The 23,899-nt window shown below is 29.6% G+C and carries 29 protein-coding genes; 8 read left to right on the top strand and 21 right to left on the bottom strand.

What is annotated here, in order from left to right; translation table 11 throughout:
• From L8U37_RS07355 to ribA, 3 genes are all read right to left on the bottom strand, one after another.
• Window positions 1–360, bottom strand: a 360-nt coding sequence (locus L8U37_RS07355; RefSeq protein ID WP_263728931.1) for a hypothetical protein, incomplete at its 3' end; no start/stop codon positions are given.
• The gene (gene rsmG / locus L8U37_RS07350; RefSeq protein WP_263728930.1) at window positions 354–947 is read right to left on the bottom strand and encodes a 16S rRNA (guanine(527)-N(7))-methyltransferase RsmG; all 594 of its coding nucleotides are present in this window, start codon (window positions 945–947) and stop codon (window positions 354–356) included. The genes rsmG and L8U37_RS07355, both read right to left, overlap by 7 nt.
• Window positions 944–1,504, bottom strand: coding sequence for a GTP cyclohydrolase II (gene ribA / locus L8U37_RS07345; protein ID WP_220567283.1), 561 nt, complete (start codon window positions 1,502–1,504; stop codon window positions 944–946). Before ribA ends, rsmG begins: the two co-directional genes overlap by 4 nt.
• Window positions 1,505–1,575: 71 nt before the next feature.
• On the opposite strand from ribA, the gene hemB reads away from it, so the two are divergent.
• From hemB to L8U37_RS07325, 4 genes are read left to right on the top strand one after another with little or no spacing between them, the layout of a single operon-like run.
• Window positions 1,576–2,559 carry a porphobilinogen synthase gene (gene hemB / locus L8U37_RS07340; RefSeq protein ID WP_133319823.1) on the top strand — a complete coding sequence of 328 codons (984 nt, stop codon included), beginning with the start codon at window positions 1,576–1,578 and terminating at the stop codon, window positions 2,557–2,559.
• 2 nt (window positions 2,560–2,561) lie between these two features.
• Complete coding sequence (locus L8U37_RS07335; protein ID WP_263662269.1) at window positions 2,562–3,035, top strand: DUF2603 domain-containing protein; 474 nt, start codon at window positions 2,562–2,564, stop codon at window positions 3,033–3,035.
• On the top strand, window positions 3,032–4,387 hold the full coding sequence (gene hemN, locus L8U37_RS07330) for an oxygen-independent coproporphyrinogen III oxidase (protein ID WP_263659633.1): 1,356 nt from the start codon (window positions 3,032–3,034) through the stop codon (window positions 4,385–4,387). Before L8U37_RS07335 ends, hemN begins: the two co-directional genes overlap by 4 nt.
• Window position 4,388: 1 nt before the next feature.
• Window positions 4,389–5,663 carry a (Fe-S)-binding protein gene (locus L8U37_RS07325; protein ID WP_263676567.1) on the top strand — a complete coding sequence of 425 codons (1,275 nt, stop codon included), beginning with the start codon at window positions 4,389–4,391 and terminating at the stop codon, window positions 5,661–5,663.
• On the opposite strand, the gene L8U37_RS07320 is transcribed toward L8U37_RS07325, so the two are convergent.
• From L8U37_RS07320 to L8U37_RS07310, 3 genes are read right to left on the bottom strand one after another with little or no spacing between them, the layout of a single operon-like run.
• Entirely contained in the window at window positions 5,660–5,869 is a 210-nt protein-coding gene (locus L8U37_RS07320; protein ID WP_133319819.1) for a hypothetical protein, read from the bottom strand. The two genes, L8U37_RS07325 and L8U37_RS07320, sit on opposite strands and share 4 nt — an antisense overlap.
• A 37-nt stretch (window positions 5,870–5,906) precedes the next feature.
• The gene (locus L8U37_RS07315) at window positions 5,907–6,914 is read right to left on the bottom strand and encodes an alanine racemase (protein WP_263661167.1); all 1,008 of its coding nucleotides are present in this window, start codon (window positions 6,912–6,914) and stop codon (window positions 5,907–5,909) included.
• Window positions 6,914–7,885: a L,D-transpeptidase family protein gene (locus L8U37_RS07310; RefSeq protein ID WP_133319817.1), complete on the bottom strand. Its 972-nt coding sequence runs from the start codon at window positions 7,883–7,885 to the stop codon at window positions 6,914–6,916. Before L8U37_RS07310 ends, L8U37_RS07315 begins: the two co-directional genes overlap by 1 nt.
• A 126-nt stretch (window positions 7,886–8,011) precedes the next feature.
• Between L8U37_RS07310 and L8U37_RS07305 the strand changes: the two genes are divergently transcribed.
• From L8U37_RS07305 to L8U37_RS07295, 3 genes are read left to right on the top strand one after another with little or no spacing between them, the layout of a single operon-like run.
• Complete coding sequence (locus L8U37_RS07305) at window positions 8,012–8,431, top strand: copper chaperone PCu(A)C (RefSeq protein ID WP_263659636.1); 420 nt, start codon at window positions 8,012–8,014, stop codon at window positions 8,429–8,431.
• Window positions 8,431–8,877: a hypothetical protein gene (locus L8U37_RS07300; protein ID WP_263728929.1), complete on the top strand. Its 447-nt coding sequence runs from the start codon at window positions 8,431–8,433 to the stop codon at window positions 8,875–8,877. The genes L8U37_RS07305 and L8U37_RS07300 overlap by 1 nt, the downstream gene beginning before the upstream one ends.
• Before the next feature lie 3 nt (window positions 8,878–8,880).
• Complete coding sequence (locus L8U37_RS07295) at window positions 8,881–9,438, top strand: SCO family protein (RefSeq protein ID WP_263666830.1); 558 nt, start codon at window positions 8,881–8,883, stop codon at window positions 9,436–9,438.
• A gap of 10 nt (window positions 9,439–9,448) precedes the next feature.
• Here L8U37_RS07295 and L8U37_RS07290 read toward each other — a convergent pair whose 3' ends face one another.
• The 6 genes from L8U37_RS07290 to mapA form a co-directional block, all read right to left on the bottom strand.
• Window positions 9,449–10,651 (bottom strand): ABC transporter permease, encoded by a 1,203-nt coding sequence (locus tag L8U37_RS07290; RefSeq protein ID WP_263728928.1) that lies wholly within the window; start codon window positions 10,649–10,651, stop codon window positions 9,449–9,451.
• A gap of 62 nt (window positions 10,652–10,713) precedes the next feature.
• On the bottom strand, window positions 10,714–11,160 hold the full coding sequence (locus L8U37_RS07285; RefSeq protein WP_133319812.1) for a hypothetical protein: 447 nt from the start codon (window positions 11,158–11,160) through the stop codon (window positions 10,714–10,716).
• Window positions 11,136–11,645, bottom strand: coding sequence for an LPP20 family lipoprotein (locus tag L8U37_RS07280; protein ID WP_133319811.1), 510 nt, complete (start codon window positions 11,643–11,645; stop codon window positions 11,136–11,138). Before L8U37_RS07280 ends, L8U37_RS07285 begins: the two co-directional genes overlap by 25 nt.
• Before the next feature lie 61 nt (window positions 11,646–11,706).
• Window positions 11,707–14,274, bottom strand: coding sequence for a DNA gyrase subunit A (gyrA, locus tag L8U37_RS07275; RefSeq protein ID WP_263728927.1), 2,568 nt, complete (start codon window positions 14,272–14,274; stop codon window positions 11,707–11,709).
• 21 nt (window positions 14,275–14,295) lie between these two features.
• A complete protein-coding gene (locus L8U37_RS07270; protein WP_263728926.1) occupies window positions 14,296–14,877 on the bottom strand; it encodes a ComF family protein in 582 nt (193 codons plus the stop codon).
• On the bottom strand, window positions 14,874–15,521 hold the full coding sequence (mapA, locus tag L8U37_RS07265; RefSeq protein WP_263671722.1) for an outer membrane lipoprotein MapA: 648 nt from the start codon (window positions 15,519–15,521) through the stop codon (window positions 14,874–14,876). The genes L8U37_RS07270 and mapA overlap by 4 nt, the downstream gene beginning before the upstream one ends.
• A 203-nt stretch (window positions 15,522–15,724) precedes the next feature.
• Here mapA and L8U37_RS07260 point away from each other — a divergent pair, with 203 nt between their 5' ends.
• The gene (locus L8U37_RS07260) at window positions 15,725–17,086 is read left to right on the top strand and encodes a DASS family sodium-coupled anion symporter (RefSeq protein ID WP_133319807.1); all 1,362 of its coding nucleotides are present in this window, start codon (window positions 15,725–15,727) and stop codon (window positions 17,084–17,086) included.
• A 4-nt stretch (window positions 17,087–17,090) separates the two neighbouring features.
• Here L8U37_RS07260 and L8U37_RS07255 read toward each other — a convergent pair whose 3' ends face one another.
• The 9 genes from L8U37_RS07255 to L8U37_RS07215 form a co-directional block, all read right to left on the bottom strand.
• Window positions 17,091–17,708, bottom strand: coding sequence for a thiamine phosphate synthase (locus L8U37_RS07255; protein ID WP_263728924.1), 618 nt, complete (start codon window positions 17,706–17,708; stop codon window positions 17,091–17,093).
• Window positions 17,698–18,831, bottom strand: a complete 1,134-nt coding sequence (gene thiH / locus L8U37_RS07250; RefSeq protein WP_263728923.1) for a 2-iminoacetate synthase ThiH — start codon at window positions 18,829–18,831, stop codon at window positions 17,698–17,700. Before thiH ends, L8U37_RS07255 begins: the two co-directional genes overlap by 11 nt.
• A gap of 1 nt (window position 18,832) precedes the next feature.
• Window positions 18,833–19,591, bottom strand: coding sequence for a thiazole synthase (locus tag L8U37_RS07245; protein ID WP_133319804.1), 759 nt, complete (start codon window positions 19,589–19,591; stop codon window positions 18,833–18,835).
• A complete protein-coding gene (thiF, locus tag L8U37_RS07240) occupies window positions 19,591–20,391 on the bottom strand; it encodes a thiamine biosynthesis protein ThiF (protein ID WP_263660246.1) in 801 nt (266 codons plus the stop codon). The genes L8U37_RS07245 and thiF overlap by 1 nt, the downstream gene beginning before the upstream one ends.
• The gene (thiS, locus tag L8U37_RS07235) at window positions 20,388–20,579 is read right to left on the bottom strand and encodes a sulfur carrier protein ThiS (RefSeq protein WP_066006795.1); all 192 of its coding nucleotides are present in this window, start codon (window positions 20,577–20,579) and stop codon (window positions 20,388–20,390) included. The genes thiF and thiS overlap by 4 nt, the downstream gene beginning before the upstream one ends.
• Window positions 20,580–20,610: 31 nt before the next feature.
• Window positions 20,611–21,351, bottom strand: coding sequence for a CAAX protease (locus tag L8U37_RS07230; RefSeq protein ID WP_263671728.1), 741 nt, complete (start codon window positions 21,349–21,351; stop codon window positions 20,611–20,613).
• A 132-nt stretch (window positions 21,352–21,483) separates the two neighbouring features.
• Complete coding sequence (dapE, locus tag L8U37_RS07225) at window positions 21,484–22,584, bottom strand: succinyl-diaminopimelate desuccinylase (RefSeq protein ID WP_220567303.1); 1,101 nt, start codon at window positions 22,582–22,584, stop codon at window positions 21,484–21,486.
• Window positions 22,585–22,587: 3 nt separating this feature from the next.
• Window positions 22,588–23,181 (bottom strand): LysE family transporter, encoded by a 594-nt coding sequence (locus L8U37_RS07220; protein WP_039628698.1) that lies wholly within the window; start codon window positions 23,179–23,181, stop codon window positions 22,588–22,590.
• Complete coding sequence (locus L8U37_RS07215; RefSeq protein ID WP_263672889.1) at window positions 23,175–23,873, bottom strand: SIR2 family NAD-dependent protein deacylase; 699 nt, start codon at window positions 23,871–23,873, stop codon at window positions 23,175–23,177. The genes L8U37_RS07220 and L8U37_RS07215 overlap by 7 nt, the downstream gene beginning before the upstream one ends.
• Window positions 23,874–23,899: the final 26 nt, after the last annotated feature.

Raw genomic sequence — 23,899 nt, 5'->3', positions numbered from 1 at the left:
GGTGATATAAGATTTTAAACACACTCCATCAACGCTTAACTCATAAGCTTTTTTTAAATTATTATCTAAAACATCAAGTAAAAATAAAATTTTAGAGTCAAACATATAAAACTCAGCCATTTTTGAGGCAATTTTTGCTAATCTCTCATCTTCTATTAAAATATATTTTGCTCCTAGTGCATTAGAAAGTAAAATTTCTTCCTCATTCTTGGCATATATAGCAAAATCTATTTTTTCCTCTTTTGCACTTTTTATATTTTGTTCATTATAATTAAAACAATTTACATTTGTTTTGATAAAAATATTTTCATAACAACTAAATTTTTGCATATTTATCAAAGGATGTCCAAAAATTAACATATTTTTTCCTTTATCTTTAAAAGACAATAATTCCTAAAGCCTTGATTAAAAATTTTATAATCTTTCAATTCTTGCAATTCATTATAAACTTCACTTCCTTTATAAAGCAAAAATAAAGTATTTTTATCATAAAAACCATTTGAAATTTCTACCAAAGGTTTTACATCCATCAAAGCTCTTGAAGTAATTAAATCTACTTTAAAAGGTGGATAGTTTTGTAATTTTTCTTTTATGATATTTACATTTATCAAATTAAGTTCAGTTTTAACCACCCTTAAAAATGAGGCCTTTTTAGCGCTAGGCTCAAAAAGAAAAAATTCATTATCTTGCAAAATACAAGCTAAAAATAATGCAGGAAAACCGGCCCCGCTTCCAATATCAATGATCTTTTTTTTATTACTCAAATCATAAAAATCTAAAATTTTAACACTATCAATAATATTTTCATCTATATTTTCAAAATGAGTTAAATTATGCACAGCATTAAATTTTTCTAACAACTCTTTATAGAGCGTGATTTTTTTAAAAAAATCATCTTTATTTGCAAAATCTTTTAAAAAATTTAATTGCTCTTCGTATTTTTTCAATTTAGATGTCCCATTTGTGTATATTTAATTTCTAAATAATCTTTATTAAAACGATTTGCTTTTATTAAAATAGGCACTCTTAAATTAATTTTTTCTTTTAATGAATTTAGTTTTTCAGGATTATTAGTTAAAAGGTTAATTTTAGAAATCTTATAATGCTTAAGTATAAATTCTACTATTTCATAACTACGCTCATCTGCCTTAAAACCTAATTGATGATTTGCTTCTATGGTATTAAAACCCTTATCTTGCAAAGCATAAGCATTAATTTTATTAAAAAGTCCTATACCTCTTCCTTCTTGCCTTAGATAAATTACCATACCACCATGCTCTTGAATGTATTTTAAAGAAAAATCAAGCTGTTCTCCACAATCACATTTTAAGCTTCCCAAAACATCCCCTGTTAAACATTCTGAATGGATTCTAATATTAACTTCTTTTTCCAATTTTCCTTTAAAAATACAAAGATGTTCTTTATCATTTTCTTTAAAACTTTGTATATTAAATTCCCCAAAACGAGTGGGGAGTTTTGCTATTTCAGAAATTTGAATAGTCATTACTTTACTTTACCTTTTTTATAAAAAATATGCTAGAATTTAAACAATTTTAACAAACAAAAAGGAAATTTATGTTTAAACGCTTTAGAAGATTAAGACTTAATGAGAATATTAGAAGCTTAGTAAAAGAAAATACCTTAAATTTAGATGATTTAATCTATCCACTTTTTGTTATCAATGGTGCTAATATTAAAAATGAAATCACGTCTATGCCAGGTGTGTTTCAAATGAGCTTAGATGAAATTTTAAAAGAATGTGAGGAGTTAATTAATCTTGGTATTAAAGCGATTATTTTATTTGGCGTGTTAGAAAGTTCCAAAAAAGATAGTTGTGGAAGTGATGCATTAAGCGATGATGGTTTGATTGCTACAAGTCTAAGAGCTATTAAAGCAAAATTTCCTGATTTGGTAGTAATTACCGATCTTTGTTTTTGTGAGTATACTGATCATGGGCATTGTGGTATTATTGATCCAAAAAGTAAAAGCGTAGATAATGATTTAACTTTAGAAATTTCAGCCAAACAAGCTCTAATTCATGCTAAAAACGGTGCAGATATGATAGCACCAAGCGGCATGATGGATGGTATTATTGAAACTTTAAGAAAAACTTTAGATGAAAATGGTTTTGAAAATTTACCTATTATGGCTTATTCTACCAAATTTGCTTCAGCCTATTATGGGCCTTTTAGAGATGTGGCTGATTCTGCACCAAGTTATGGAGATAGAAAAACCTATCAAATGGATTTTGCCAATGGTAAAGAAGCCTTATGTGAGAGCTTAGAAGATGAAAAACAAGGCGCTGACATCTTAATGGTAAAACCAGCACTTGCGTATTTAGATGTAGTAAAAGATATAGCAAATCATTCTAAACTTCCACTTTGTGTGTATAATGTAAGCGGGGAATATGCTTTGCTAAAAGCAGGTCAAAAAGCAGGTGTGATTGACTATGAAAAAATAGTACTTGAAACTATGCTTGCTTTTAAAAGAGCTGGAGCTAAGCTTATCATAACTTATCATGCAAAAGAAATTGCAAAATTATTAACAAATAAGGAGTGAGATTGAATAGTCTAAGCAAAAAAAGTTCTCAAGATATAATCAATGAATTATCTAATCATTTGGGCATAGAAAAACACAATCAAACTATATTTCATCTAACCCACATTAACGATAAAGAAAAAAAGTTAAGTCTAAAAAATGGCCATGATTTAGCACCCGAACCATGGTTTATAGTAGATGAAAATGATGAAGTTAAAACTATGTTTTCTGTAAAAACTCTGATTGAGTTTTTACAAAGTGCCAAAAAGATACAAAAGGATAATTTTGAACTTAAACTAGAAAAGGCTATCTATCAACAAATTCCTATTGACTTTAATGATGTATGGACAGTCGCAATGGATGAGATTAAACATCAAGTTTCCAAAGGTATAAAAGAAGTTAATATTGATTTAGATCAATTAATCAGCAATATTCATACAAAACATCCTAACTTATTTATAAACATGAAAGAAATGATGCAAAAAGGTAAAAAATGAGAGATTATAAAAATTTTGTTAAATATTCCAAAGCAGGACCTAGATACACTTCTTATCCTACTGCGGTAGAATTTAACACCCATTTTAAATATGAAGACTATATAAAAATTTTAAAACAACAAACAGCACAATTATCTTTATATTTTCATTTGCCTTTTTGCAGGAGTGCTTGTTATTTTTGCGGTTGTAATGTAATATATACCGCAAAAGAAGAAAGTAAAGAAAGGTATTTAAATTATCTTTTTAAAGAACTTGATCTTTTAACAAATACCATTGACACACAAAGAGAAGTAGCTCAAATGCATTTTGGTGGTGGTACACCTACTTTTTTTTCTGCTAAACAATTGCAAAGTTTGATTTTTAAAATAAAAAGCATTTTTCCAAATTTTACCCAAGATAGTGAAGTAAGTTGTGAAATTGATCCTAGATTCTTAAATGAAGAACAAGCTGATGTTTTAATTCAAAATGGCTTCAACCGTATTAGTTTTGGTGTGCAAGATTTTAACGAAAAGGTTCAAAAGGAAATTCATAGAATTCAACCTTTTGAACTTACCAAAAATGCAGTAGATATGGTAAGAAAAAAAGGGATAAATTCAGTAAATATGGATTTAATTTATGGCCTTCCTTATCAAAGTCTAGAAAGTTTTAAGCAAACTTTAGAAAAAGCACTGCTGATTAATCCCGATCGCTTTGCTATTTTTAATTATGCACATGTGCCTTGGCTTAAAAAAAATATGAGAAAATTTGACGAAAACACTCTACCAAGCCCTGATGTAAAACTTCAAATTTTAGAATATTGTGAAAAATTTTTAACTCAAAATGGTTATAAAATGATAGGAATGGATCATTTTGCAAAACCACAAGATGAACTTTTTAAAGCCTTAGAAAATGGTAGTTTGCATAGAAATTTTCAAGGCTATACTACAAAAGGCGGAACCGATTTAATCGGGATTGGCCTAACAAGTATAGGCGAAGGTAAAAGACACTATATGCAAAATTTCAAAGATATGCCAAGCTACGAAAAGGCTATCGATGAAGGTCGATTGCCTTGCGAAAAAGGTATTATGCTTGATGATGATGATGAACTAAGAAAAGCTGTTATTATGGAACTTATGAGTAATTTTGCTCTTAATATAAAAAATATTGAAAGTAAATTTAAGATTGATTTTTTTGAATATTTTAAGCAAGATTTAGAAGAACTCCAAAAACTTAATGAATTTATCAACATAGATAAAACTCATATCAAAGTTAATGAAACAGGAGTACTTTTAATCCGTAATATTGCTATGTGTTTTGATAAATATTTAAAACGCATTAGCGAAGATAAAAAAGTTTTCTCTAAAACGGTTTAATATGTTAAATGTTAATGAAATTTCTAATGCTTGCGTAAAATGTGGAAAATGCATACCAGTTTGCACCATACATGAAATAAATCGTGATGAGAGTACTTCCCCTCGTGGCTTTTTAGATTTAATCAGTGCTTATGAAAACCAAGAACTAGAGCTTGATAAAAATCTTAAAAAAATATTTGAATCATGTTTTTTGTGTACAAATTGCGTTGAAGTTTGTCCAAGCCATTTAAGAGTGGATAGCGCTATTGAAAAAGTGCGTTACGATATAGCACAAAAATTTGGCATTGCTTGGTACAAAAAACTTGCTTTCTTTTTTCTAAGACGCAGAAAAATTCTAGATATTTTAGCAAGATTTGGTTATGTTTTCCAAAGCTGTGCTTTTAGTTTACAACATAAAAATTTGGGAATGAAAGCTAAATTTAACCTACCTTTAATTAAAAAAGATCGCTTGCTTCCTTCTTTAGCTAAAAAAAGCTTTCTAGCTTCTAATCCTGATTTCATAAATAATCAAGGTGAAAAAACCATAGGACTTTTTATAGGCTGCTTGTCAAATTACTCTTATACAAATACGGGCTTTGCTTTGCTTGAAATTTGTAAACATCTTAAAATCAATGTTGATTTATTAAAAGATCAATCTTGTTGCGGTGCTCCTCATTATTTTACTGGAGATTTTAAAAGTATAGAAATTTTAGCTAAAAAAAATATCGTTTATTTTGAAGAAAAATTAAAAACTCTAGATTATATCATTATCCCCGAAGCAACCTGTTCTGCGATGATTAATATAGACTATGAACATTTTTTCCACATGCAAAAAGATGAAGAATGGGCTATAAGAGCTAAAAATATTTCTAGTAAAATACTACTTGCAACAAAATATTTTTATGAATATACTAAACTAGAAGAGCTTTTAAAAACAAAGAAAAAATTAAAGACAAAAATTGCATACCACGATCCTTGTCATGCAAGAAAAATGCAAGGTGTTTTTAAAGAACCTAGAGCCTTGCTTAAACAAAACTATACTTTCAAAGAACTTATTAACTCAAATGAATGCTGTGGTTTTGGTGGTGTTAGTATGCAAACTGATCACTATGAAAAAGCTTTGCAAGTTGGTATAAGAAAAGCTCAAAATATACAAAAAAGCAATGTGGAAATTATCAGTGCAGAATGTTCAGCTTGTAGAATGCAAATTTCAAATGCATTAGAGCATGAAAAATCCTCCACGCATTTTTTACATCCATTAGAATTGATAGCAAAAATACTTCAAGATAAAAATTAATCTTGAATTTTTATATCTTCGATATTTGATCTATTTTTTTCTATTAAAATTCTATTTTTTTCTATATTTTCACTATTTTTTTTACACTCGTTTTTCAAGATTTCAATATTTTTATATAAAATTTTTATTTTTCTCTCGTAACGATTTATCAATAAAAATACTATAAATAAAAATAAAATTAAAATAGCCCAATTTAAAAATGCCATATTTGCCCTTTCTTTAGATATATTAACACTTTTTATCTTAAACTAAAATTCTTTTCAAATTTGGAGAAAGTTTGACTAAAATTTCATAGTTGATAGTATTAAAAAAACTAGCCATAATATTTGCATCATTTAAAACACAAATTTCATCTTCATCATTCTCACAAGAAAAACTATCCATAGACATTTTTCCAAGCAATTTCTTACCATTAGGAAGAAAAAAATCTTGTTTTCCATCATAACGCAAAAGCCCATCTGCATAACCTAAATCATAAGTTGCTATTTCAAGATCTTCTTTTGCATTATATACACCACCATAACCAACACTTTGACCTTTTTTCAACGCTCTTTGGCTTAATTTTTCAGCCCATAAACTTAAAACTTTGCGTAAGTCTTTATTAAAATGCGCATAGCCAAATTGCACAAGCCCTACTCTACAATACTCATCGCACCCAAGCTCGCTTGCTCTAAACAATGCTTCAGAATTATGTGAATGAAATATAAGCTTTTTAGCTTCATCACAAAGCAAAGTATATATTAGCTCTTTAGCTTGTTTAAATTTTTGTTTTTGCACAAAATAACTAGCATCTATTTCATCACTTCCTGCAAAGTGCATCATCACTCCATGAAGTATTAAATTATTACTTTGTAGTTCTTGTATCACTTCTTGAATTTCTTCAGGTATAATTCCATTTCTATGCATATTTGTATCTACAACTAAATGAATTTTTATATTTTGCTTGAATTTTTTAATATCATTTTTATCATTTAAAGCATAAATAAATTTTTCACTTTCATTGCCATGTGGATGATGGGATAGAATTAAGATATTATCAAAAATATCTTCAAGCTCTTTTGCTTCAGCTTCATTTTTTACCGCTATAAAATTTATACCTTTTGCTCTAGCTATAGGAGCTAAAAGCTTAGCTCCATGTCCATAAGCATTATCTTTAAAAACACATATTACTTTTTGATAACCTCCTGCTTTAGAGGCTATTAAGTCAAGATTATACTCATAAGCCAAACGATCAATTTTTATATATGCCATTATTGTTCAGCTAAAATTTGCATTTTATCTTCAACTAGCTTAACATAAAGGACTTTTTCTCCTTTGAATTTATAGTTAGTGCTACGATAGTCTTCATAAAATCCTATTCTAAAAATTTTCTCATTTTTATCATTTGGATAAGGACTTATGCTAAGATCTGAAAATTTAATGCTCTTTTTTTCTCTCTTTGCAAAAATTCTTTCTTTATTTTTTGCAAATTGCTCATAAGTGGATTTATTATTATGTTTAAAAATTTTTTTATCATAAAAAGATAAATACTTATTTATATCACTTTTTTGCCAACTATCTTTCCAGGCAAATAAATTAGCTAGTAAAATCGCTATTTCATCATGAGTTGCTCTTACTTTATTTTTCTCTTCTGTCATTGCATAAGATTTTCTATCAGCTACTAATTTATTAAAATCTTCCAATAAATCATTATGCACAGCAATACAACCTCTAGTTTTATAAGTATCCAAGCGTGTTCCATCTAAAGGATAGCCATGAATCCAAATACCACCACCTGTTTTACCCAAAGTTTTATCTAAAACATTTGGGTAAGTTGTTGCAAATGCAAATGGGCCATAATATGGATCACCAGGATAAAATTTCTTTCCAAGTTCGTAAAAACCTATTGGAGTTTTTAAATCTCCTTCTACTTCTTTATCTCCAGCTAAACCTGTTAAAACATCCCTTTGGATAAATTTCTTTTCTACTTTTCCATCATTGTAGTGATAAACTCTAATAATTTTATCACTTTTATTTGTTAAAACTATTGCAACATTTTCCTCATAATATCCTAAACTAATATTTTTGTCTTTTATCTCATCAAGCCAAAAATCTTTTTTACTTAACTCTTGCTCCAATACCCTTTCAACTGCATCAATACCTTCGTTTAGATAAATTTTTGCAAGATTATTTGCATTTGCAAACACAGCCAAACTAAACAATGCTAATATAATTTTAAACAATTTTCACCTTTCTATTAAAAATTAAAACAACAAAGAGCTAATTATAATATTTTTACAATAAATATATTTTTAATTTTTTCCGTGTATAATGTTTACAAATAACCAAAAACAAAAAAAGGAAAAATAATGAAAAAATTACTTAGTTTAGCCATATTAAGCACTTTTGCTTTTTCAAATCAAATTACTATAAATGATCCTTATGTAAGACAAACTCCACCTAATTCTAAAACAACGGCATTTTTTTTAGAACTTAAAAACAACTCAAACAAAGATATTAAACTCATAAAAGCTCAAAGTTCATTAAGCGATACAGCTGAAATTCATGATCATATTATGAAGGATGGTAAAAAAATGATGGTTCAAATTCCTCAAATCACAATAAAAGCTAATTCAAGCACTGAACTTAAACCTGGTGGGATGCACATTATGATACTAAATCTCAAAGAAAATATCACACCGCAAACAAAGGCCAATCTAACTCTTTATTTTGATGATAATAGCACGATTGAACTAAAAGATATCGAGTCAAGAAGCATTAAAAAATAATGAAAAATCTACTTGTCTTTGCCTTAGCTATAGTCTTTGCTATATGCGGGGCTTATTTTTACACCAATTCATCAAATACCGGAAAAAAGAGAGAATTAATTACCATTTTAACACCTCTAACATGTGATCTAAACATTCAAGAATGTGAATACAATTTTAAGGATAAAAAAGTCTTAGTAAATTTAAATCCAAAGCCTATTACTACATTAAATGAGCTTGATTTAAATATTACCAATTTAGGTGAGTTTAAAAAACTTAATGCTAGGGTTTATGGACTTAATATGTATATGGGAGATATTGTTCCACAATTTAAAAAAATAAACAATACTTATCATGCTAAATTAGTTTTAAGTTCTTGCACTCTAGATATAATGCGTTTTAGAATAGAGCTTTTTGATGATGAAACTCCACTAGGTTTTTATTTTGACTTTGATGTAAAGAGGTAAAATATGAAAAAAATAAATATTTTTTTATTAATTGTGGTAATTTTTGGAGTATTTTTTATATCTGTGCAGTATTTTGAAAACAACAAATACAATTTTCACTTAAATTCTGAAAAAGGCATACTTAGTCTAAAAGATTTTATCGGTAAAAAACTAATTATATATTTTGGCTATACATATTGTCCTGATGTCTGTCCTAGCGAGCTTGCCTTGATTGCTAATGTTTTAGAAAAAATGCCAAATAAAGAAAAAGCTCATGTGATATTTATCTCACTAGATCCAGCAAGAGATAGCAACTTAACTCAAACTAGCCAATGGGTTAAGTATTTTTACCCAAATTCAACTGCATTGGTTGCTAAAGATGAAAAAGAATTAGAAAAAGTTACTAAAAATTATGGCGTAGTATATGAAAAAATCAATCTTAAAGATTCTGCTATGGGATATTCTATAGCACATAGTGGCGAATTTTATTTGATTGATGAGAATGGAAAATTTATTAAAACCATTAAAGATATTAGTTATGAAAGCTTTTTCAATGAAATTCAAAAATTCTTAAACGAATAAATTTCTCAATTTATTCGTTTCTTAAAGTATCTAAAATATCTACTTGTGTTGCTTTTTTAGCAGGATAATAAGAAGACAAGCTCACAATCATAATAGCACCAAAAATCGTAGTACAAAAATCAACAAAAGAAAGCTCCAAAGGTAGCTTACTCATGCCATAAACATCACTTGGTAAAGAAATAATGTCAAAATTTCCAAGTATCCACAAAGCAATAGCTGCAAGTATCACACCTGCTACGATACCACTTCCACCTATCAAAAATCCTAAAGAAAAAAATGTTTTTTTAATCTCTAACTTACTAGCTCCTAAAGAAAGCAACAAAGCTATCTCACTACGACGATTCATTACTATCATTAATAAAGAACTTACTATATTTAAACTTGCGACCAAAATAATCAACATCAATACTATAAACAAAGCTCTTTTTTCTAAAGCTAATGCTGCAAAGAAATTTCCATTTTGCTCCCACCAACCTATACTAGCATATCTTGCACCCAAGAAAGCTTCAATTTGTTTAATATCCTCAAAAGGTTTATTTGAATATACATGCACTCCATCATAACTTCCTTGGGGATATGACAAAATCTTAGCTAAAGCTTTTACATCTGTATACATATAAGCTTTATCATAAGCTAACAAACCTGAAGAAAAATCAGCCATAACATCAAATCTTTTAACTTTTGGAATAAGCGAAAGTCCGCTTGCATTAAGATTGGAAAAAATTAAGGTAATTTTTTCATTATAATCAAGTCTAAATTCATCTTTTAAACCCTTACCAATTAAAATATCAAAATTATCTAATTTTTTATCTTTTAAAGCTTGAGCTACTACCTCATTGATCTTTTTTTCATCTTCAAAATTAACCCCAAAAAGCATACCGCCTTCCAATTTTAAATCATTTCTTGCTATAACCTGAGTAGTAATATAAGGGCTAAATAATAAATTTGGAAATTTGCTTCTTAATTCTTGTAATAATTTATCATCTACATTTGCTCCAAAACGCGGTAATATAGTGATAGGGTAATTCATAGTAAAAAGTTTTCTCTCAAATTCTTTATCAAAGCCATTCATAATGGCCATTGCAACTAAAAGCACACAAAGTCCTATACTTACACCTAAAAAGGCTAAAATTTTTGAAAGCATAATAAAGGGTTGATCTTTATCAAAACGCAGGTATTTAAATAATAAATAACAAGGGATACTTTTATACATCTTTTACTCTTAATATTTTTTTAAGTATTTTAACTTGATTTTTATAAAAGCAAGCTTTGTATTTATTTAAGATAATATACAAAGGCACTATTATCGTGAAATTCAACTATAAATCTTAGTGGCAAAATTCTCACATAAGTTTCACTTTGCGCACTTGCTTGTTCACTTTTTACAAAGTCTTTTACATCTATTTTTGAGTTAAAAAAGCAATCAATTAAATCATTTTTGTGAGCATTTAAAAAGTTAAATTTATCCAGCTTTGTCATCTTTTCTTCAGCCACCATACCAAAATCATTGCGTATTAAAGACTTCAAATCACTTGGTGTATATGCTAACTCACAAGCATATTCTAAATTTTTATTTTTACTTTTAGTCATAGCCATAGAAATAGTTTCATTTTGATGATAAAGAATAAAATTTTTATTAGAAAGTTCTGCCCAAAATATAAATTCATCTTGGGCAGTAGCATTAAAAATTATGAGGATTAATAAGCAAACAATTCTTTCCACTTGTCAGCATCAATTTTAAGTTCTACATTTACTCTATAAAGACCATCTTTAAAGTCTTGATCTACAACACTTGCATTTTTAATCAAACCATTTACCTGTGCTGTAATAGTTGAGCTTTTAAGCATTGCATCTTTTACTGTATCTTTACCATTAACTCTGACACCATACAACTTACTTGCTAATTGTCTATAAGCATCGGTAATTGCCGCTCTTTTAGCTAAAGCTAAAGCTTGACCAACTGAAACCGTATTTAAAGGAGCAATACCCTCACCCACCGCTGTAAAAGTTAAATCATTGTCTGTACTTGTATCATTTGCAAGCATTTTTTCTTCTCTAATGATGTTACGCACATCATCTTTATCAACTTTTTGAACCACAACATCAGAATTTGCTGCTTGAGTCTGATTTGGATTCACACCTCTTTGATCTAGTGCACAAGCACTAAAACCCAAAGCTAAACAAAACATAAAAATAACTTTTTTCATTTTTTACACCTTCAATTTATTTGATTTTATTAAAACAGCAAAAAGCATTCCAATAATTTTACTATTCTAAATTTAAATCCATATTAGTTTCAGCATCTAACTCCTCATCTTCTTCTTTAGGACACTTAGCAATGCTTACAACCTCATCATTTTCAACATTAACAACAATTACACCACTTGTATTTCTACCTGCTTTTCTAATGCTTTGCATATCAACGCGTATCATCTTACCACTGCTTGTTAATGCCATTAAATCCATACTTTCATCAACTATGACTATACCGATTAAATCTTTTGTTTTGGCAGTAAGTTTCATACAAATAACACCCTTACCACCTCTACTTTGAAGTCTATATTCTCCAGCATCAGTACGCTTACCTATACCTTTTGCACTTACGCTTAAGATTTCTTGAGCGTCATTTTCTATAACAACAGCACCCACAACCTCATCATCTTTTTCTTTAAATTTAATCGCAGTTACCCCTCTACTTACACGGCCAATCTCTCTAACTTTAGCAAGTGGGAATTTAATGCACATACCTTTTTTAGTAACCGCAAAAAGCATTTTACCGCTAACATTTTCAAGCTCTTCATTAGGTTCAAGCATTTCATTTTCTAAATTTTCTTCATAATTTTGTTCTTGAGTTTCATTTTCATCCCTTGCTACGATAATTGCAGTAACAAGTTCATCATTTTCATCTAGATTAATCGCTTTTACACCCACGCTTCTAATGTTTTGATATTCACTTAAATTTGTGCGTTTTACGATACCATTTTTAGTAAAGAAACACAATGATTTACTTTCATCAAAATCAGTGGTTGGAATAATTGCCATGATTTTTTCATCTGCTTGTAAATTAATGAGATTAACCACAGCTTTGCCTTTAGCAGTTCTACTTCCTTCAGGAATTTTATAAACCTTAAGCCAATAAAGCTGTCCGCGATCAGTAACAAACATCAAGGTATCATGTGTATTTGCTGTAAAGAAACTTTCTATAAAATCATCATCATAAGTTGTAACTGCAACCTTGCCTTTACCACCGCGTTTTTGTTTTTCATATTGCTTACTTGGAACACGCTTAATATAGCCACGATGAGTGATAGTAACTACCATATTTTCATTTGGTATTAAATCTTCTATATCAATATCATCATAGTCATCTTCAATTTGAGTGATTCTTGGTACATCAAATTTTGTTCTGATTTCTTTTAACTCATCTTTGATTAAATTTTCAAGCAAAGTTTCGCTTTTTAAAATTTGATCAAGCCTCTCTATTTCTGCTAATAATTCTCTTAATTCGTTATCAATTTTTTCTCTCTCAAGACCTGTTAAACGGCCTAATTTCATATCTAAAATAGCATTAGATTGAAGCTCGCTTAGACCAAATTTTTGCATTAATAAATTTTTAGCCGTTGGGTTGTCAGGAGAGTTTTTAATCAAAGCTATCACTTCATCAATATTATCTAGTGCAATTTTTAAACCTTCTAAAATATGTGCTCTAGCTCTAGCTTTTTGCAACTCATAAATAGTTCTTCTAATAATTACAGTTTTTCTATGATTTAAGAATAAATTTAAAAGCTCGATTAAAGAAAAAACTTTTGGCTCTTTATTATGTATAGCAAGCATAATCACACCAAAAGTACTTTCCATAGTGGTAGATTTAAAAAGATTATTTAACACAATCTCACTCATAGCATCGCGTTTTAGCTCAATTACCACGCGAATTCCTTCTCTATCACTCTCATCTCTAACTTCAGCAATACCTTCAATTTGTTTTTCTTTGGCAAGTTCAGCGATTTGCTCTATTAATCTTGCTTTGTTAGTTTGATAAGGAAGTTCATCTATAACAATAATATCTTTATTAGCTCTTTTTTCTATATGGGTCTTTGCTCTTACTTTTACCCTGCCACGACCTGTGCGGTATGCTTCTATAATACCTTTTTTACCAAAGATAATACCGCCGGTTGGAAAATCAGGTCCTTTAATAAATTGCATTATTTCTTCTAAACTTGCGTTTTTATTATCAATTAAATAAAGCAAACCATCAATAAGCTCATTTAAGCTATGCGGAGGAATATTGGTAGCCATACCCACTGCAATACCACTTGAACCATTAAGCAATAAATTTGGAACCCTAGCAGGTAAAACATCAGGCTCACTCATAGAATCATCATAATTTGGTATAAAATCAACCGTATCTTTTTCTATATCACGCAAAAGTTCTTCAGCTAAAATCGTCATCCTAGCTTCGGTATAACGCATCGCAGCAGCACCATCGCCATCAATAGAACCGAAGTTTCCTTGTCCATCTACGCTTGGATAACGCATAGAAAAATCTTGCGCCATTCTTACTAAAGCATCATATACAGCTGTATCACCATGTGGATGATATTTACCGATTACATCACCCACTATACGCGCTGATTTTTTGTATGCACTACGACTTCCAACACCTAAATCATTCATAGCATATAAAATTCTTCTATGAACAGGTTTAAGCCCATCTCTAGCATCAGGTAAGGCACGGCCTATAATAACACTCATAGAATAATCTAAATAACTACTTTTTATAGAACTTTCTATATCTATATTTTCAATATCTGAATCTTTAGTAAAAATATTTTCCATAAAAATCCTTAAAATTAATGCCTATATTGTATCAAATTTTGCATTAGCCAAAACTAAAGCAAAAAGTACTTCAATATTATTTTTTTCTAAAAGCTCTTTTGCCTCTAATAAACTTAATCCAGTAGTTATCACATCATCTACTAAAATTACAGGATATTTTGGACGCTTTAAAAGCTTATAAGATCTTTTATTATCTTTACGAAATTTCAAACTTTTACCACTATATTTAAATTCTGAACTAGCTTGCAAGGTGTGATACATAGGTTTTATAAATTTAGTATTTAAGTATTTAGTTAAAATAGCAGTATGAGAGTAATTTTTATATGTTTTATCATCTAAAGCTATAGCATTAATTTTACAAGATGGTTGAAAAAAATCCTCAAATTTAGCAAAACTCAATTTTGCCAAAGCATTTAAAACAAAATAGCCTTGAAAATTGTGTTTAAAATAAATCAAATGCTTAATTTGCTCATATTGATAAAAATAATAAACTTTAAAATTTCCCTCAAGTTCTCTTATACCTAAAGAATATTCTAAAAGCTCTTCCTTGCAAGCTGGACAAAAACTCGCAAAGGAAAATCCATGGCAATTAAAACACCTCACAAAGAGCTGATAATATCTGCAGATTTATTAGCCACTTGTTTTATAAGAAGCTGAGTAAAAAAAGGTAGATCTTTGATATTATAAAAACCTTTAACTTCTTGTTTGGTTTTAATATTAATAGTTTTATTGGTATTAATATCTTTTAGTGTCAATTGACTAGCAATAATTGAAAATAAAGAATTAGAATCAAATTTAGAATAAAAATCATTAAAACTTAAATCTACTCTTAAAACATAAGGAGAATCTTGTGTATCTTCTACTACAACTATACCTCTATTTTCTAATTCTTCTTTTAAAAACACATAAAAATAATAGTTGAAATTTTCATTGATGTAATAATTACTTCCATTAGAAGAAGAATATTTTAAATTCTCATTTAAATCATATACCCTATGAATATAAACTTTTTTTAAGGAAACACTTTTATCAATTGTTCTTTTATTTGCGCAATACTTAAGTCCCACATCACTAATATACACAAGGCCTTTAATTTTTGCTTCATATGCTTTAGAATCAGAAGGATTATAACATTGTGCTTGAATTTTTATAAGCTCATTAACTTTTGCAACACTTTGATTTTTAGAATTTACAGCACATGCACTAAAAAATAAAGCTAAAACAAATACAAATACTTTTTTTAACATCTTTTTTTCCTTAGAATCATCTTTGTTATTTTATGATTTTTAATTAGCAAAAATTATACCAAAAACAAATAAATTTTACTAAAACTTACTTTTTTTCACACAAGAATAATTTTATTGAAAAAATTTTATACAAAAATTGATATTTAAAAGAAAATTCATTTAGAATATGTTACAAAACTGCAATATTTTAAAGGAGTTGTTAAATGAGTTCAAATACAAAAACACTTATAGTCGTTGCTGATTTAGTGTTATTTATCGCTTTGCTTTATTTTTCCCCTTTTGGTGAAACTAAAGTAAACCAAGGTTTATCTTTGTTAATTTTTATTGCCGTTTTATGGCTTAGTGAGGCTTTGCATGTTACTATTACAGCTATTTTAGTACCTGTTTTAGCTGCTATTTTGGGATTACTACCCACCGCTAAAGCTTTAACAGGTTTTGCTGATTCTAATATCTTTTTATTTTTTGGTGGTTTTGCTTTGGCCGCAGCTATGCATCATCAAAAATTAGACAAACTTATTGCACATAAAATTTTAACATTAGCAAAAGGGCATTTAGGCCTTTCTAGTTTGTATATTTTTATTACCACTGCGTTTTTATCTATGTGGATGAGTAATACCGCAACAGCAGCTATGATGCTTCCGCTTGCTATAGGTATGTTAGCTTCACTTGATCCGCAAAAAGATAGAAATACTTATGTTTTCATCCTTTTAGGTATAGCTTTTAGTGCGAGTATAGGTGGTATAGGCACCATAGTAGGAACTCCACCAAATGCAATCGTTGCCACTCAATTACACATTACTTTTGCACAATGGTTAAAATACGGAATTCCTATTGTTTTAATTTTCCTACCTGCAATGATTTTAATTTTATACTTTATGTTTAAACCTAAATTTAATCTACAAGTTGATTTACATACTGAAAATATAGAACTTACAAGACCTAGAATCATCACTTTAATAATCTTTTTAGTCGTTGCACTATCTTGGATTTTTAGTGGTAATATCAGTCCTATCATCACAAGTATTTTTGGACACAAAATAGCAAATCTTGATGCGATTATTGCTTTATTGGCTGCTGTTTTAGTATGTGCTTTTAAAGTAATTGATTGGAAAAATATACAAAAAAATACCGATTGGGGTGTATTAATGCTCTTTGGTGGAGGCATCACTCTAAGTGTAGTATTAAGAGATTCTGGCGCTAGTAAAGTAATGGCTGATACTATCATTTCATTTATAGAAAATGGACATTTATTTATTATAGGTTTAATTGTGGCATTTTTTATAGTATTTTTAACTGAATTTACTTCAAATACTGCTTCAGCAGCCTTACTTGTGCCTTTATTTATCTCTATAGCAGATACTTTAGGTGTTCCTGCTTTAGGACTTGCTTTAATCATTGCTATTGGTGCTTCTTGTGCTTTCATGCTACCAGTTGCTACACCACCAAATGCTATAGTTTTTGGTACAGGACATATTAAACAACAAGAAATGGTAAAAGTTGGGATTATATTAAATATCTTTTGCTCAATCGCACTTGCAGTAATTGCATACTTTTTCTGGCTATAATCTTTTAGTCCTTTTGGACTAAAAGATCTTTACACTTTAAAACATAGTTTTTTACATCTTTACTTTTATACAAAGCTTCTCTTATACATACGCCTGCTAAATTTAAATCTTTTAAGTGATTCATAGTTTGGATATTTATCCCACCTATGGCATAAATGGGTATTTTTGAAACTTCTAACAAATCTTTTAAATTTTTTATACCCTTTGGTGTTAAATCAGCCTTACATGAGCTTTCAAATACATGCCCAAAAAAAGCATGATTTACTTTAAACTTATAAGCTAAATCTAATTCTTCTTTAGAATGGATAGAAGTACCCAAAAGCTCAAATTTTTTATAACTTTGTGGGTAATTTTGTAAAATTATTAAGGGAACATGAAAAAATTGATGATTTAATTTTAAACAAGCTTCATAATGATAATGCAAAAAGCAAATTTTTTGAGTTTTATTAAAAATTTTTAATACTTCTTTGGCTAATTTAGTATATTCTAACTCATCCAAATGTTTTTCTCTAAGCACTAAAGCATCAATACTACTACTTTGACTTAGTTTTTCAATAAAATTTAAAAAATCTCCTTGGGTATTTTGACTATCGCTAATAGCAATGATTTTTTTATCCCACATAAATACTATCGCTCATTATAGCTTGTAAATTTGCATTTTTTAACATAGCTAAAACCTCATCAACACTACGCATATCACTAATTTGAAACTGATCATCACCTTTTTTATCACCTTGGTGCTCACCTACCCCCACGCTTACACCTGCACTCATTTTAGTAGCTCCAAGTTTAACAACCCCGTCTCTAAATCCTGCTCTTTCACGCGTAGAAATCGTAATACTTGCGAAAGATAAAAATAATCTATAAGCACATAAAACCTGCAAAAGCCTTGTTTCACTTACATCTTTTGGATGAATTTTTTTATTATTGATAATAGGTCTTAATCTAGGGATGGATAAAGCTATTTCAGCATGAGGGTATTTTTGCTGTAAAAAATACGCATGTAAAGCCGTAGCAAAAGCATCTTTTCTAAAATCATCCACGCCAAGTAAAGTTCCAAAAGCAACCCCTCTCATACCTGCTTTTAACGCTCGCTCTTGTGCATGAAAACGATACTCAAATACACTTTTTTCACCTTCAATATGAATTTTAGAATAAGTTTTTTGATTATAAGTTTCTTGATAAACACTTACATATTCACAACCCTTTTCATGAAGCAATGTATACTCATCTACATTCATAGGATAAACTTCAATTCCCACGACCTTAAAATACTCTTTTGCTATCTCGCAAGCTTTGGCAAGATATTCTACGCTAGCATATTCCCTGCCCTCACCTGTTAAGAGTAAAATTTCTTCCAAGCCACTTTTTTTAATCTCTTGCATTTCTTTGTGAATTTCAGCCTCGTTTAGCTTAGCTCTTTTAATATTATTTCCTTTTTGAAATCCACAATAAGTACATTTGCTATTGCAAAAATTAGAAAGATATAAAGGCGTAAAAAGTGAAATGGAATTTCCAAAATATTTTTGAGTAATCTTGCTTGATTTTTGTGCTAAATCTTCTATAAAATCTTCTGCTGCGCTTGAAAGCAAAGCTTTCAAATCTTCTATGTTAAGATAATCTTTAACTAAAGCTTGTTTTACATCAAAAGCGCTAAATTTACTTTCATCAAAATTTTCAACTTCTTTTAAAACCTTAGTTAAAATCTCACTTTCAATACTTTGCATATGAGGATATTTTTGCATTTTAATCTCTTAAAAAACCACTCAAAGGCGAGCTTGCACTTGGCGTACTTTCATTTGCTATACCTGCTAAATACGCATTATATCCTGCCTCTATAGCCAAAGCAAAAGCCTTTGCCATTTTTGCTACATCTTTAGCTTGAGCTATGGCGGTATTTGCCATCACTGCACTTACTCCCATTTGCATGGCTTCACAAGCTTGTGCTGGATTTCCTATACCTGCATCTACTATAATAGGTAAGCTAATTTCATTAAGTAAAATTTGTATAAATTCTTTAGTTTTTAAGCCCTTATTGCTTCCTATAGGAGCTCCAAGAGGCATTATAGCAGCAGCTCCCGCATTAGCCATAGCACGTGCTGCATATAAATCAGGATACATATAAACTAAAGGTGTAAAACCCTCATTTGCTAAAAGTTCTACTGCTTTTATACTTTCATAATTATCCGGTAGTAAATATTTACTATCGCTAATTACTTCAACCTTAATCATATCTCCACAACCAAGCTCTCTTGCAAGTCTTGCTATACGCAATGCCTCATTAGCATTTCTTGCACCTGAAGTATTTGGTAAAAGCTTAATATGCTTTGGGATAAAATCAAGTATATTTTCTATGCCTTTATCATTTACCCTACGCAAAGCTAAGGTGATAATCTCAACTTTTGCTTCTTCAATGGCTGATTTTATAAGCTCAAAAGAAAATTTCCCAGAACCTAAAATAAACCTGGAATTAAACTCATATTTTCCTATTTTTAATTTTTCCATTACTCGCTCGCTAAAAGTTCTAAAACTAAATTTGCTTGATGTCCTGCGCAAATATTTACACGCGGTGCCATAAGTCCATTGCCTACCTTTGCCTCGTTTTTTAAATCACCACAAACATAAAAGTTTTTTGCAATTTTTCTTGTTTGTATGCTGTTGCTATCGCCATATCCTGCTAAGCCAGAAGCACAAATTAATGTTTTTTGAGGATAGTGTTGATGAAAATTTTGCGCTAAAAGCGCTTTATATTTTGCACTATCAAAGGCTTCACAAACTATATCATCATTTGTAAAAAGTTTGGCTATATTTTCTTTTTCTATTTTTAAAACTTGTGCAAATACTTCTATAAAAGGATTAATTTTAGCGATTTGATCTTTTAAAGCTTCAGCCTTAAATTTACCCAAATCTTCCACCATATAAGCTTGACGGTTAAGATTACTTGGCTCAACCACATCAAAATCAATCAAATGAAGCCTACCAACCCCGCTTCTTGCTAAATTTATAGCTATATGCGAGCCAAGTCCACCAAGTCCACACACTGCCACACTTGCCTTTTTAAGCTTATTATGAAGTTTTGGAGTATGTCTTGCCCTCATCATCGCATCAAGAGCTTCATATGGTGGTAAAGTATTTTTTTCTATACAAAAAAGCTCATCATTTTCCTTTAGATCCAAACTTTCTTTTGTTGCAAAACCATTGACTATCCATACATCATTTTCATTTTTACTCACACTTTGAAAAAATTCCAAAGTGTTTTTAAAATGCGTGTTTATCATACTACCATTAAATTTAATTCTCATCAACCACCACCTACAAAAGTAACAATCTCTACTTTATCATTTTCTTTTAAAATCAAATTTTCAAATTTATCCCTTGGGATAATTTCTCCGTTTAATTCTAAGGCAATAAATTCTATTTTTAATTGCTTTTCTTTAACATAATCCATAAATCTAAGCTCTTTTAACTCAAGCTTTTGCCCATTGATAATCATTTAAAACCTTTACTTATTTTACTTAAAATACTTACTCACTTACATTATTATAATTAAATCTTAAAATAACAGCTTCTTTTATCTCTCCAATATCAATAGCATCTTCTAAATTATAACCAAGTTTCAAAAGTAAAATTTCCAAATCTTTTTTAAATTTTATTTTTGTAGGTTTATTATGATAGGTTTCATTTCTAGCTTTTCTTATTTGACTTAGTTTTGTCTTAAGATGTTCTTTGGTGCCAAAACTTGGTAAGACTTGATTTTTATATATTTTTTTATCTTTAAATATATAAGCAAATTCACTCCAATGATCTATTAATATCTCTTCTAAATCAATCAGACAAAAATCATCAAAAATTTGCCAAGTGCTATTATATTCATCTATTTTTTGACATCTCTTTTTAACTTTTTTTAAAAGACTTTTTAAAGCAGGATTAAAAGCCTCTTCACTAGATTTAAACCAATCATCATCTAACTTATTATACAAATTTGCTATTTTTACTGCTAAAGTACTTCTTAGAGCATTTTCATAACATTGTAAAAGTAAAAAATTTGCTTGATGATTTTTGCGTCTTTTGGAATAAATTTTCATAATTAGCTCAAACAAATCTTCGCATTTTTGATTTTTTTCTAAAATCTTTTGTGCTTCTTTGCAAGCTCCCCACAAATATCCAAAATGCAAAACATTAATCCCTTTTATCATTCTAAATTTAAAATTGATAAATAGCTTTTCTATTTTTTCATAGCTACTTACATCAAGCTCAAAAGACATTTTACTTCCTATTAACTCCATTTTAAAAATTAATGATATAATTTTAGAAGTTTAGAGGGCTAACTTGCCGGTAGCTGCAAGGTACTCTTAAATGAGAGGCTACTCTAAATTCCTATTACATCCATGCTTTTCCTAGTTAAAATTCTCTAATAAATCTTTAAAAACTAAATACAATTTTTCAAGCTCTTCTATACTCACTCTTTCATCAATTGCATGAATTCTATCATTGCACACGCCAAATTCTACTACTTTCACACCAAACTCAGCAAAATATCTTGCATCGCTTGTACCACCTTTGGTGTTAAGTTCTGGCACTACTTGAGTGATTTTTTGCACACTCTCATTTAGTTTTTGTACGATTTTAGAATCACTTTGTGTTAAAAAAGGATTTGAACTTTGATTTATGCTCAACTCATAATCAAGCCCTTCGCAAGTCTTTTCTACATAAGCTTTTACATCTTCTAAGCTAGTTTGTGGAGAATTTCTCACATTAAACATCAATTTTAAATCATTTGGGGTTACATTGCACACTTCCATACCACCGCGTATATCAGTAATAACGATTTTAGATGGTGCAAATACCTCATCGCCTGGATCAAGATCAAAACCTGCTAAAAATTTCAAAGCAAAAGCAAAATTATGCACAGGATTAATGCATTTTTGCGGGTATGCTACATGGCCTTGTTTGCCTTTGATAAGCAATTTTGCATTGATAGAACCACGACGCCCTATTTTAATACTATCTCCAAATTTTTTATCACAAGTTGGCTCAGCAACCACAGCAAAATCAGGTAGCATATCTTTTTCTTGCATAAATTTAAGCACTTCAAGCGTGCCAAATTTAGCCTCGCCTTCTTCATCGCTTGTTAAAATCAGTGAAATTCTTCCTTTGAAATTTTCTACCTCCTTAACTGCACACATAAAAGCAGCTACGCCACTTTTCATATCTTGTGCACCTCTTACATAAATAAACCCATCTTTTTCTAAAGGCTCAAAAGGATCACTACTCCAACCCTCTCCCGCAGGTACTACATCCACATGTCCGCCAAAAGCTAAATGCTCGCCATCATCGCTAAATTTTTTAGTCAGCAAAAGATTTTTCACACCTTCTTTTTCTATAAAAAAAGCTTCAAAATCACTTAATTCCACTGCGATATAATTTAACGCTCCATCATCATCTGGGGTAATGGATTTAAATTTACTTAATTCTTTAAAAATTTCAACTACTTGCATGTTTTATCCTATAAAAGCTTTATACAGCATAGAAAGAGCAAAATACTCTAAAATAAATGCTGAAAAAAGATTAATGTAAAATATATGTTTGTTTTTTACAAGTGCTTTAAATTTAGACACAAAAAACGATAAAGTAAAAATCCAAAACACAATAAAACCCACCAAACCAAAAAGCAAAGCAAAAGAGTTTTTACTCTGCATGCTAAGCCCTGCTACACTCACCCAAAAGCCTATAACATAAGGATTTGTAACATTTAAGAAAAATCCTTTGCTAAAACCTTTTAAAGGATGTGTTTTATTTACCTTGTTAAGATCGACTTTTCTTGTTTTTCTTAGCATTAAAAATACCATAAAACTCAAAAAGAAAAAGCCAAAAACCGCTAGTATTTTATAAAAAAATTCATTATTTGCAAAGCTTAAAAGCCCAAGATTAATCAAAATCAAAAAAAGTATATCAGCACTTAAAGCACCGAGCCCAACGCAAAAAGCATTTTTAAAAGAAGACAAAGCAGTATTTAAGATCAAAATATTCACAGGTCCAAAAGGCACAGACACACCCATACCTAAAACTATACCTTGTAAGATTACTTCTAACATTTTGCTTCCAAGAAATTTTCTATATCGGTTTTGATTTTATCAATAGCCGTGCAAACATCTTCTATATAAACTTTTGTGAAATTACTTTCTAAATATTTATCCTCATCAAGATTGTTTAATATACTTTGCTTACATACTCTTGCATACTCTTCCACGGGTAAAACCTGCCCGCTTGTGCCTATACATACAAATAAATCACAATTTTGTAATTTTTCATATAAAATTTTATAATTTGGTGCCATTTCTTCAAACATCACGATATTGTGCCTTACACTTTTGCTTTGACATTTAGGACAAATTTTATCATCACTACTTTCATAGTCTATGTTAAAAATATTTTCACACTCTAAACACCTAAGCTCAGGTAAAAAGCCATGCAAATGCACCACTTCTTCACAACCTGCTCGCTCTAATAAATCATCTACATTTTGCGTTAAAATGCTAATTTGTTTTGGAAATTTTTGTTTTAATAAAGCGATGATTTCATGTGCGTGATTTGGCTTAACACCAGCTAACTCTTTTCTTCTTTTATTGTAAAATTCCAAAACTTTTTTAGGATTTTTTCTAAAGCCAGTTGCAGAGCAAACTTCCATCACATCATGCTCTTCCCAAAGCCCACCACTAGCTCTAAAAGTCTTTATACCGCTTGGAGCAGACAAACCTGCCCCGCTTAAAATCATCACTTGTTTCATTATTAAACCTCATTATTGTTTAAAGG

It is taken from the genome of Campylobacter sp. RKI_CA19_01122, from assembly GCF_025771325.1.
Taxonomy (GTDB): Bacteria; Campylobacterota; Campylobacteria; order Campylobacterales; family Campylobacteraceae; genus Campylobacter_D; species Campylobacter_D lari_D.
The sequence above is the reverse complement of the archived record's forward strand: the minus strand, read 5'-3'. Positions and strand labels throughout refer to the sequence as shown.

What these genes read in the sequence shown, in the direction of transcription:
- L8U37_RS07220 (WP_039628698.1), bottom strand. Translation starts at nt 23,181, where the DNA reads ATGTTAGAAGTAATCTTACAAGGTATAGTTTTAGGTATGGGTGTGTCT.
- L8U37_RS07300 (WP_263728929.1), top strand. Translation starts at nt 8,431, where the DNA reads ATGAAAAATCTACTTGTCTTTGCCTTAGCTATAGTCTTTGCTATATGC.
- L8U37_RS07245 (WP_133319804.1), bottom strand. Translation starts at nt 19,591, where the DNA reads ATGGAAAAATTAAAAATAGGAAAATATGAGTTTAATTCCAGGTTTATT.
- L8U37_RS07305 (WP_263659636.1), top strand. Translation starts at nt 8,012, where the DNA reads ATGAAAAAATTACTTAGTTTAGCCATATTAAGCACTTTTGCTTTTTCA.
- L8U37_RS07315 (WP_263661167.1), bottom strand. Translation starts at nt 6,914, where the DNA reads ATGGCATATATAAAAATTGATCGTTTGGCTTATGAGTATAATCTTGAC.
- mapA (WP_263671722.1), bottom strand. Translation starts at nt 15,521, where the DNA reads ATGTTAAAAAAAGTATTTGTATTTGTTTTAGCTTTATTTTTTAGTGCA.
- L8U37_RS07280 (WP_133319811.1), bottom strand. Translation starts at nt 11,645, where the DNA reads ATGAAAAAAGTTATTTTTATGTTTTGTTTAGCTTTGGGTTTTAGTGCT.
- L8U37_RS07255 (WP_263728924.1), bottom strand. Translation starts at nt 17,708, where the DNA reads ATGTGGGATAAAAAAATCATTGCTATTAGCGATAGTCAAAATACCCAA.
- L8U37_RS07230 (WP_263671728.1), bottom strand. Translation starts at nt 21,351, where the DNA reads ATGTCTTTTGAGCTTGATGTAAGTAGCTATGAAAAAATAGAAAAGCTA.
- thiS (WP_066006795.1), bottom strand. Translation starts at nt 20,579, where the DNA reads ATGATTATCAATGGGCAAAAGCTTGAGTTAAAAGAGCTTAGATTTATG.
- dapE (WP_220567303.1), bottom strand. Translation starts at nt 22,584, where the DNA reads ATGCAAGTAGTTGAAATTTTTAAAGAATTAAGTAAATTTAAATCCATT.
- L8U37_RS07320 (WP_133319819.1), bottom strand. Translation starts at nt 5,869, where the DNA reads ATGGCATTTTTAAATTGGGCTATTTTAATTTTATTTTTATTTATAGTA.
- ribA (WP_220567283.1), bottom strand. Translation starts at nt 1,504, where the DNA reads ATGACTATTCAAATTTCTGAAATAGCAAAACTCCCCACTCGTTTTGGG.
- L8U37_RS07295 (WP_263666830.1), top strand. Translation starts at nt 8,881, where the DNA reads ATGAAAAAAATAAATATTTTTTTATTAATTGTGGTAATTTTTGGAGTA.
- hemB (WP_133319823.1), top strand. Translation starts at nt 1,576, where the DNA reads ATGTTTAAACGCTTTAGAAGATTAAGACTTAATGAGAATATTAGAAGC.
- thiH (WP_263728923.1), bottom strand. Translation starts at nt 18,831, where the DNA reads ATGCAAAAATATCCTCATATGCAAAGTATTGAAAGTGAGATTTTAACT.
- L8U37_RS07325 (WP_263676567.1), top strand. Translation starts at nt 4,389, where the DNA reads ATGTTAAATGTTAATGAAATTTCTAATGCTTGCGTAAAATGTGGAAAA.
- gyrA (WP_263728927.1), bottom strand. Translation starts at nt 14,274, where the DNA reads ATGGAAAATATTTTTACTAAAGATTCAGATATTGAAAATATAGATATA.
- L8U37_RS07290 (WP_263728928.1), bottom strand. Translation starts at nt 10,651, where the DNA reads ATGTATAAAAGTATCCCTTGTTATTTATTATTTAAATACCTGCGTTTT.
- L8U37_RS07215 (WP_263672889.1), bottom strand. Translation starts at nt 23,873, where the DNA reads ATGAAACAAGTGATGATTTTAAGCGGGGCAGGTTTGTCTGCTCCAAGC.
- L8U37_RS07260 (WP_133319807.1), top strand. Translation starts at nt 15,725, where the DNA reads ATGAGTTCAAATACAAAAACACTTATAGTCGTTGCTGATTTAGTGTTA.
- hemN (WP_263659633.1), top strand. Translation starts at nt 3,032, where the DNA reads ATGAGAGATTATAAAAATTTTGTTAAATATTCCAAAGCAGGACCTAGA.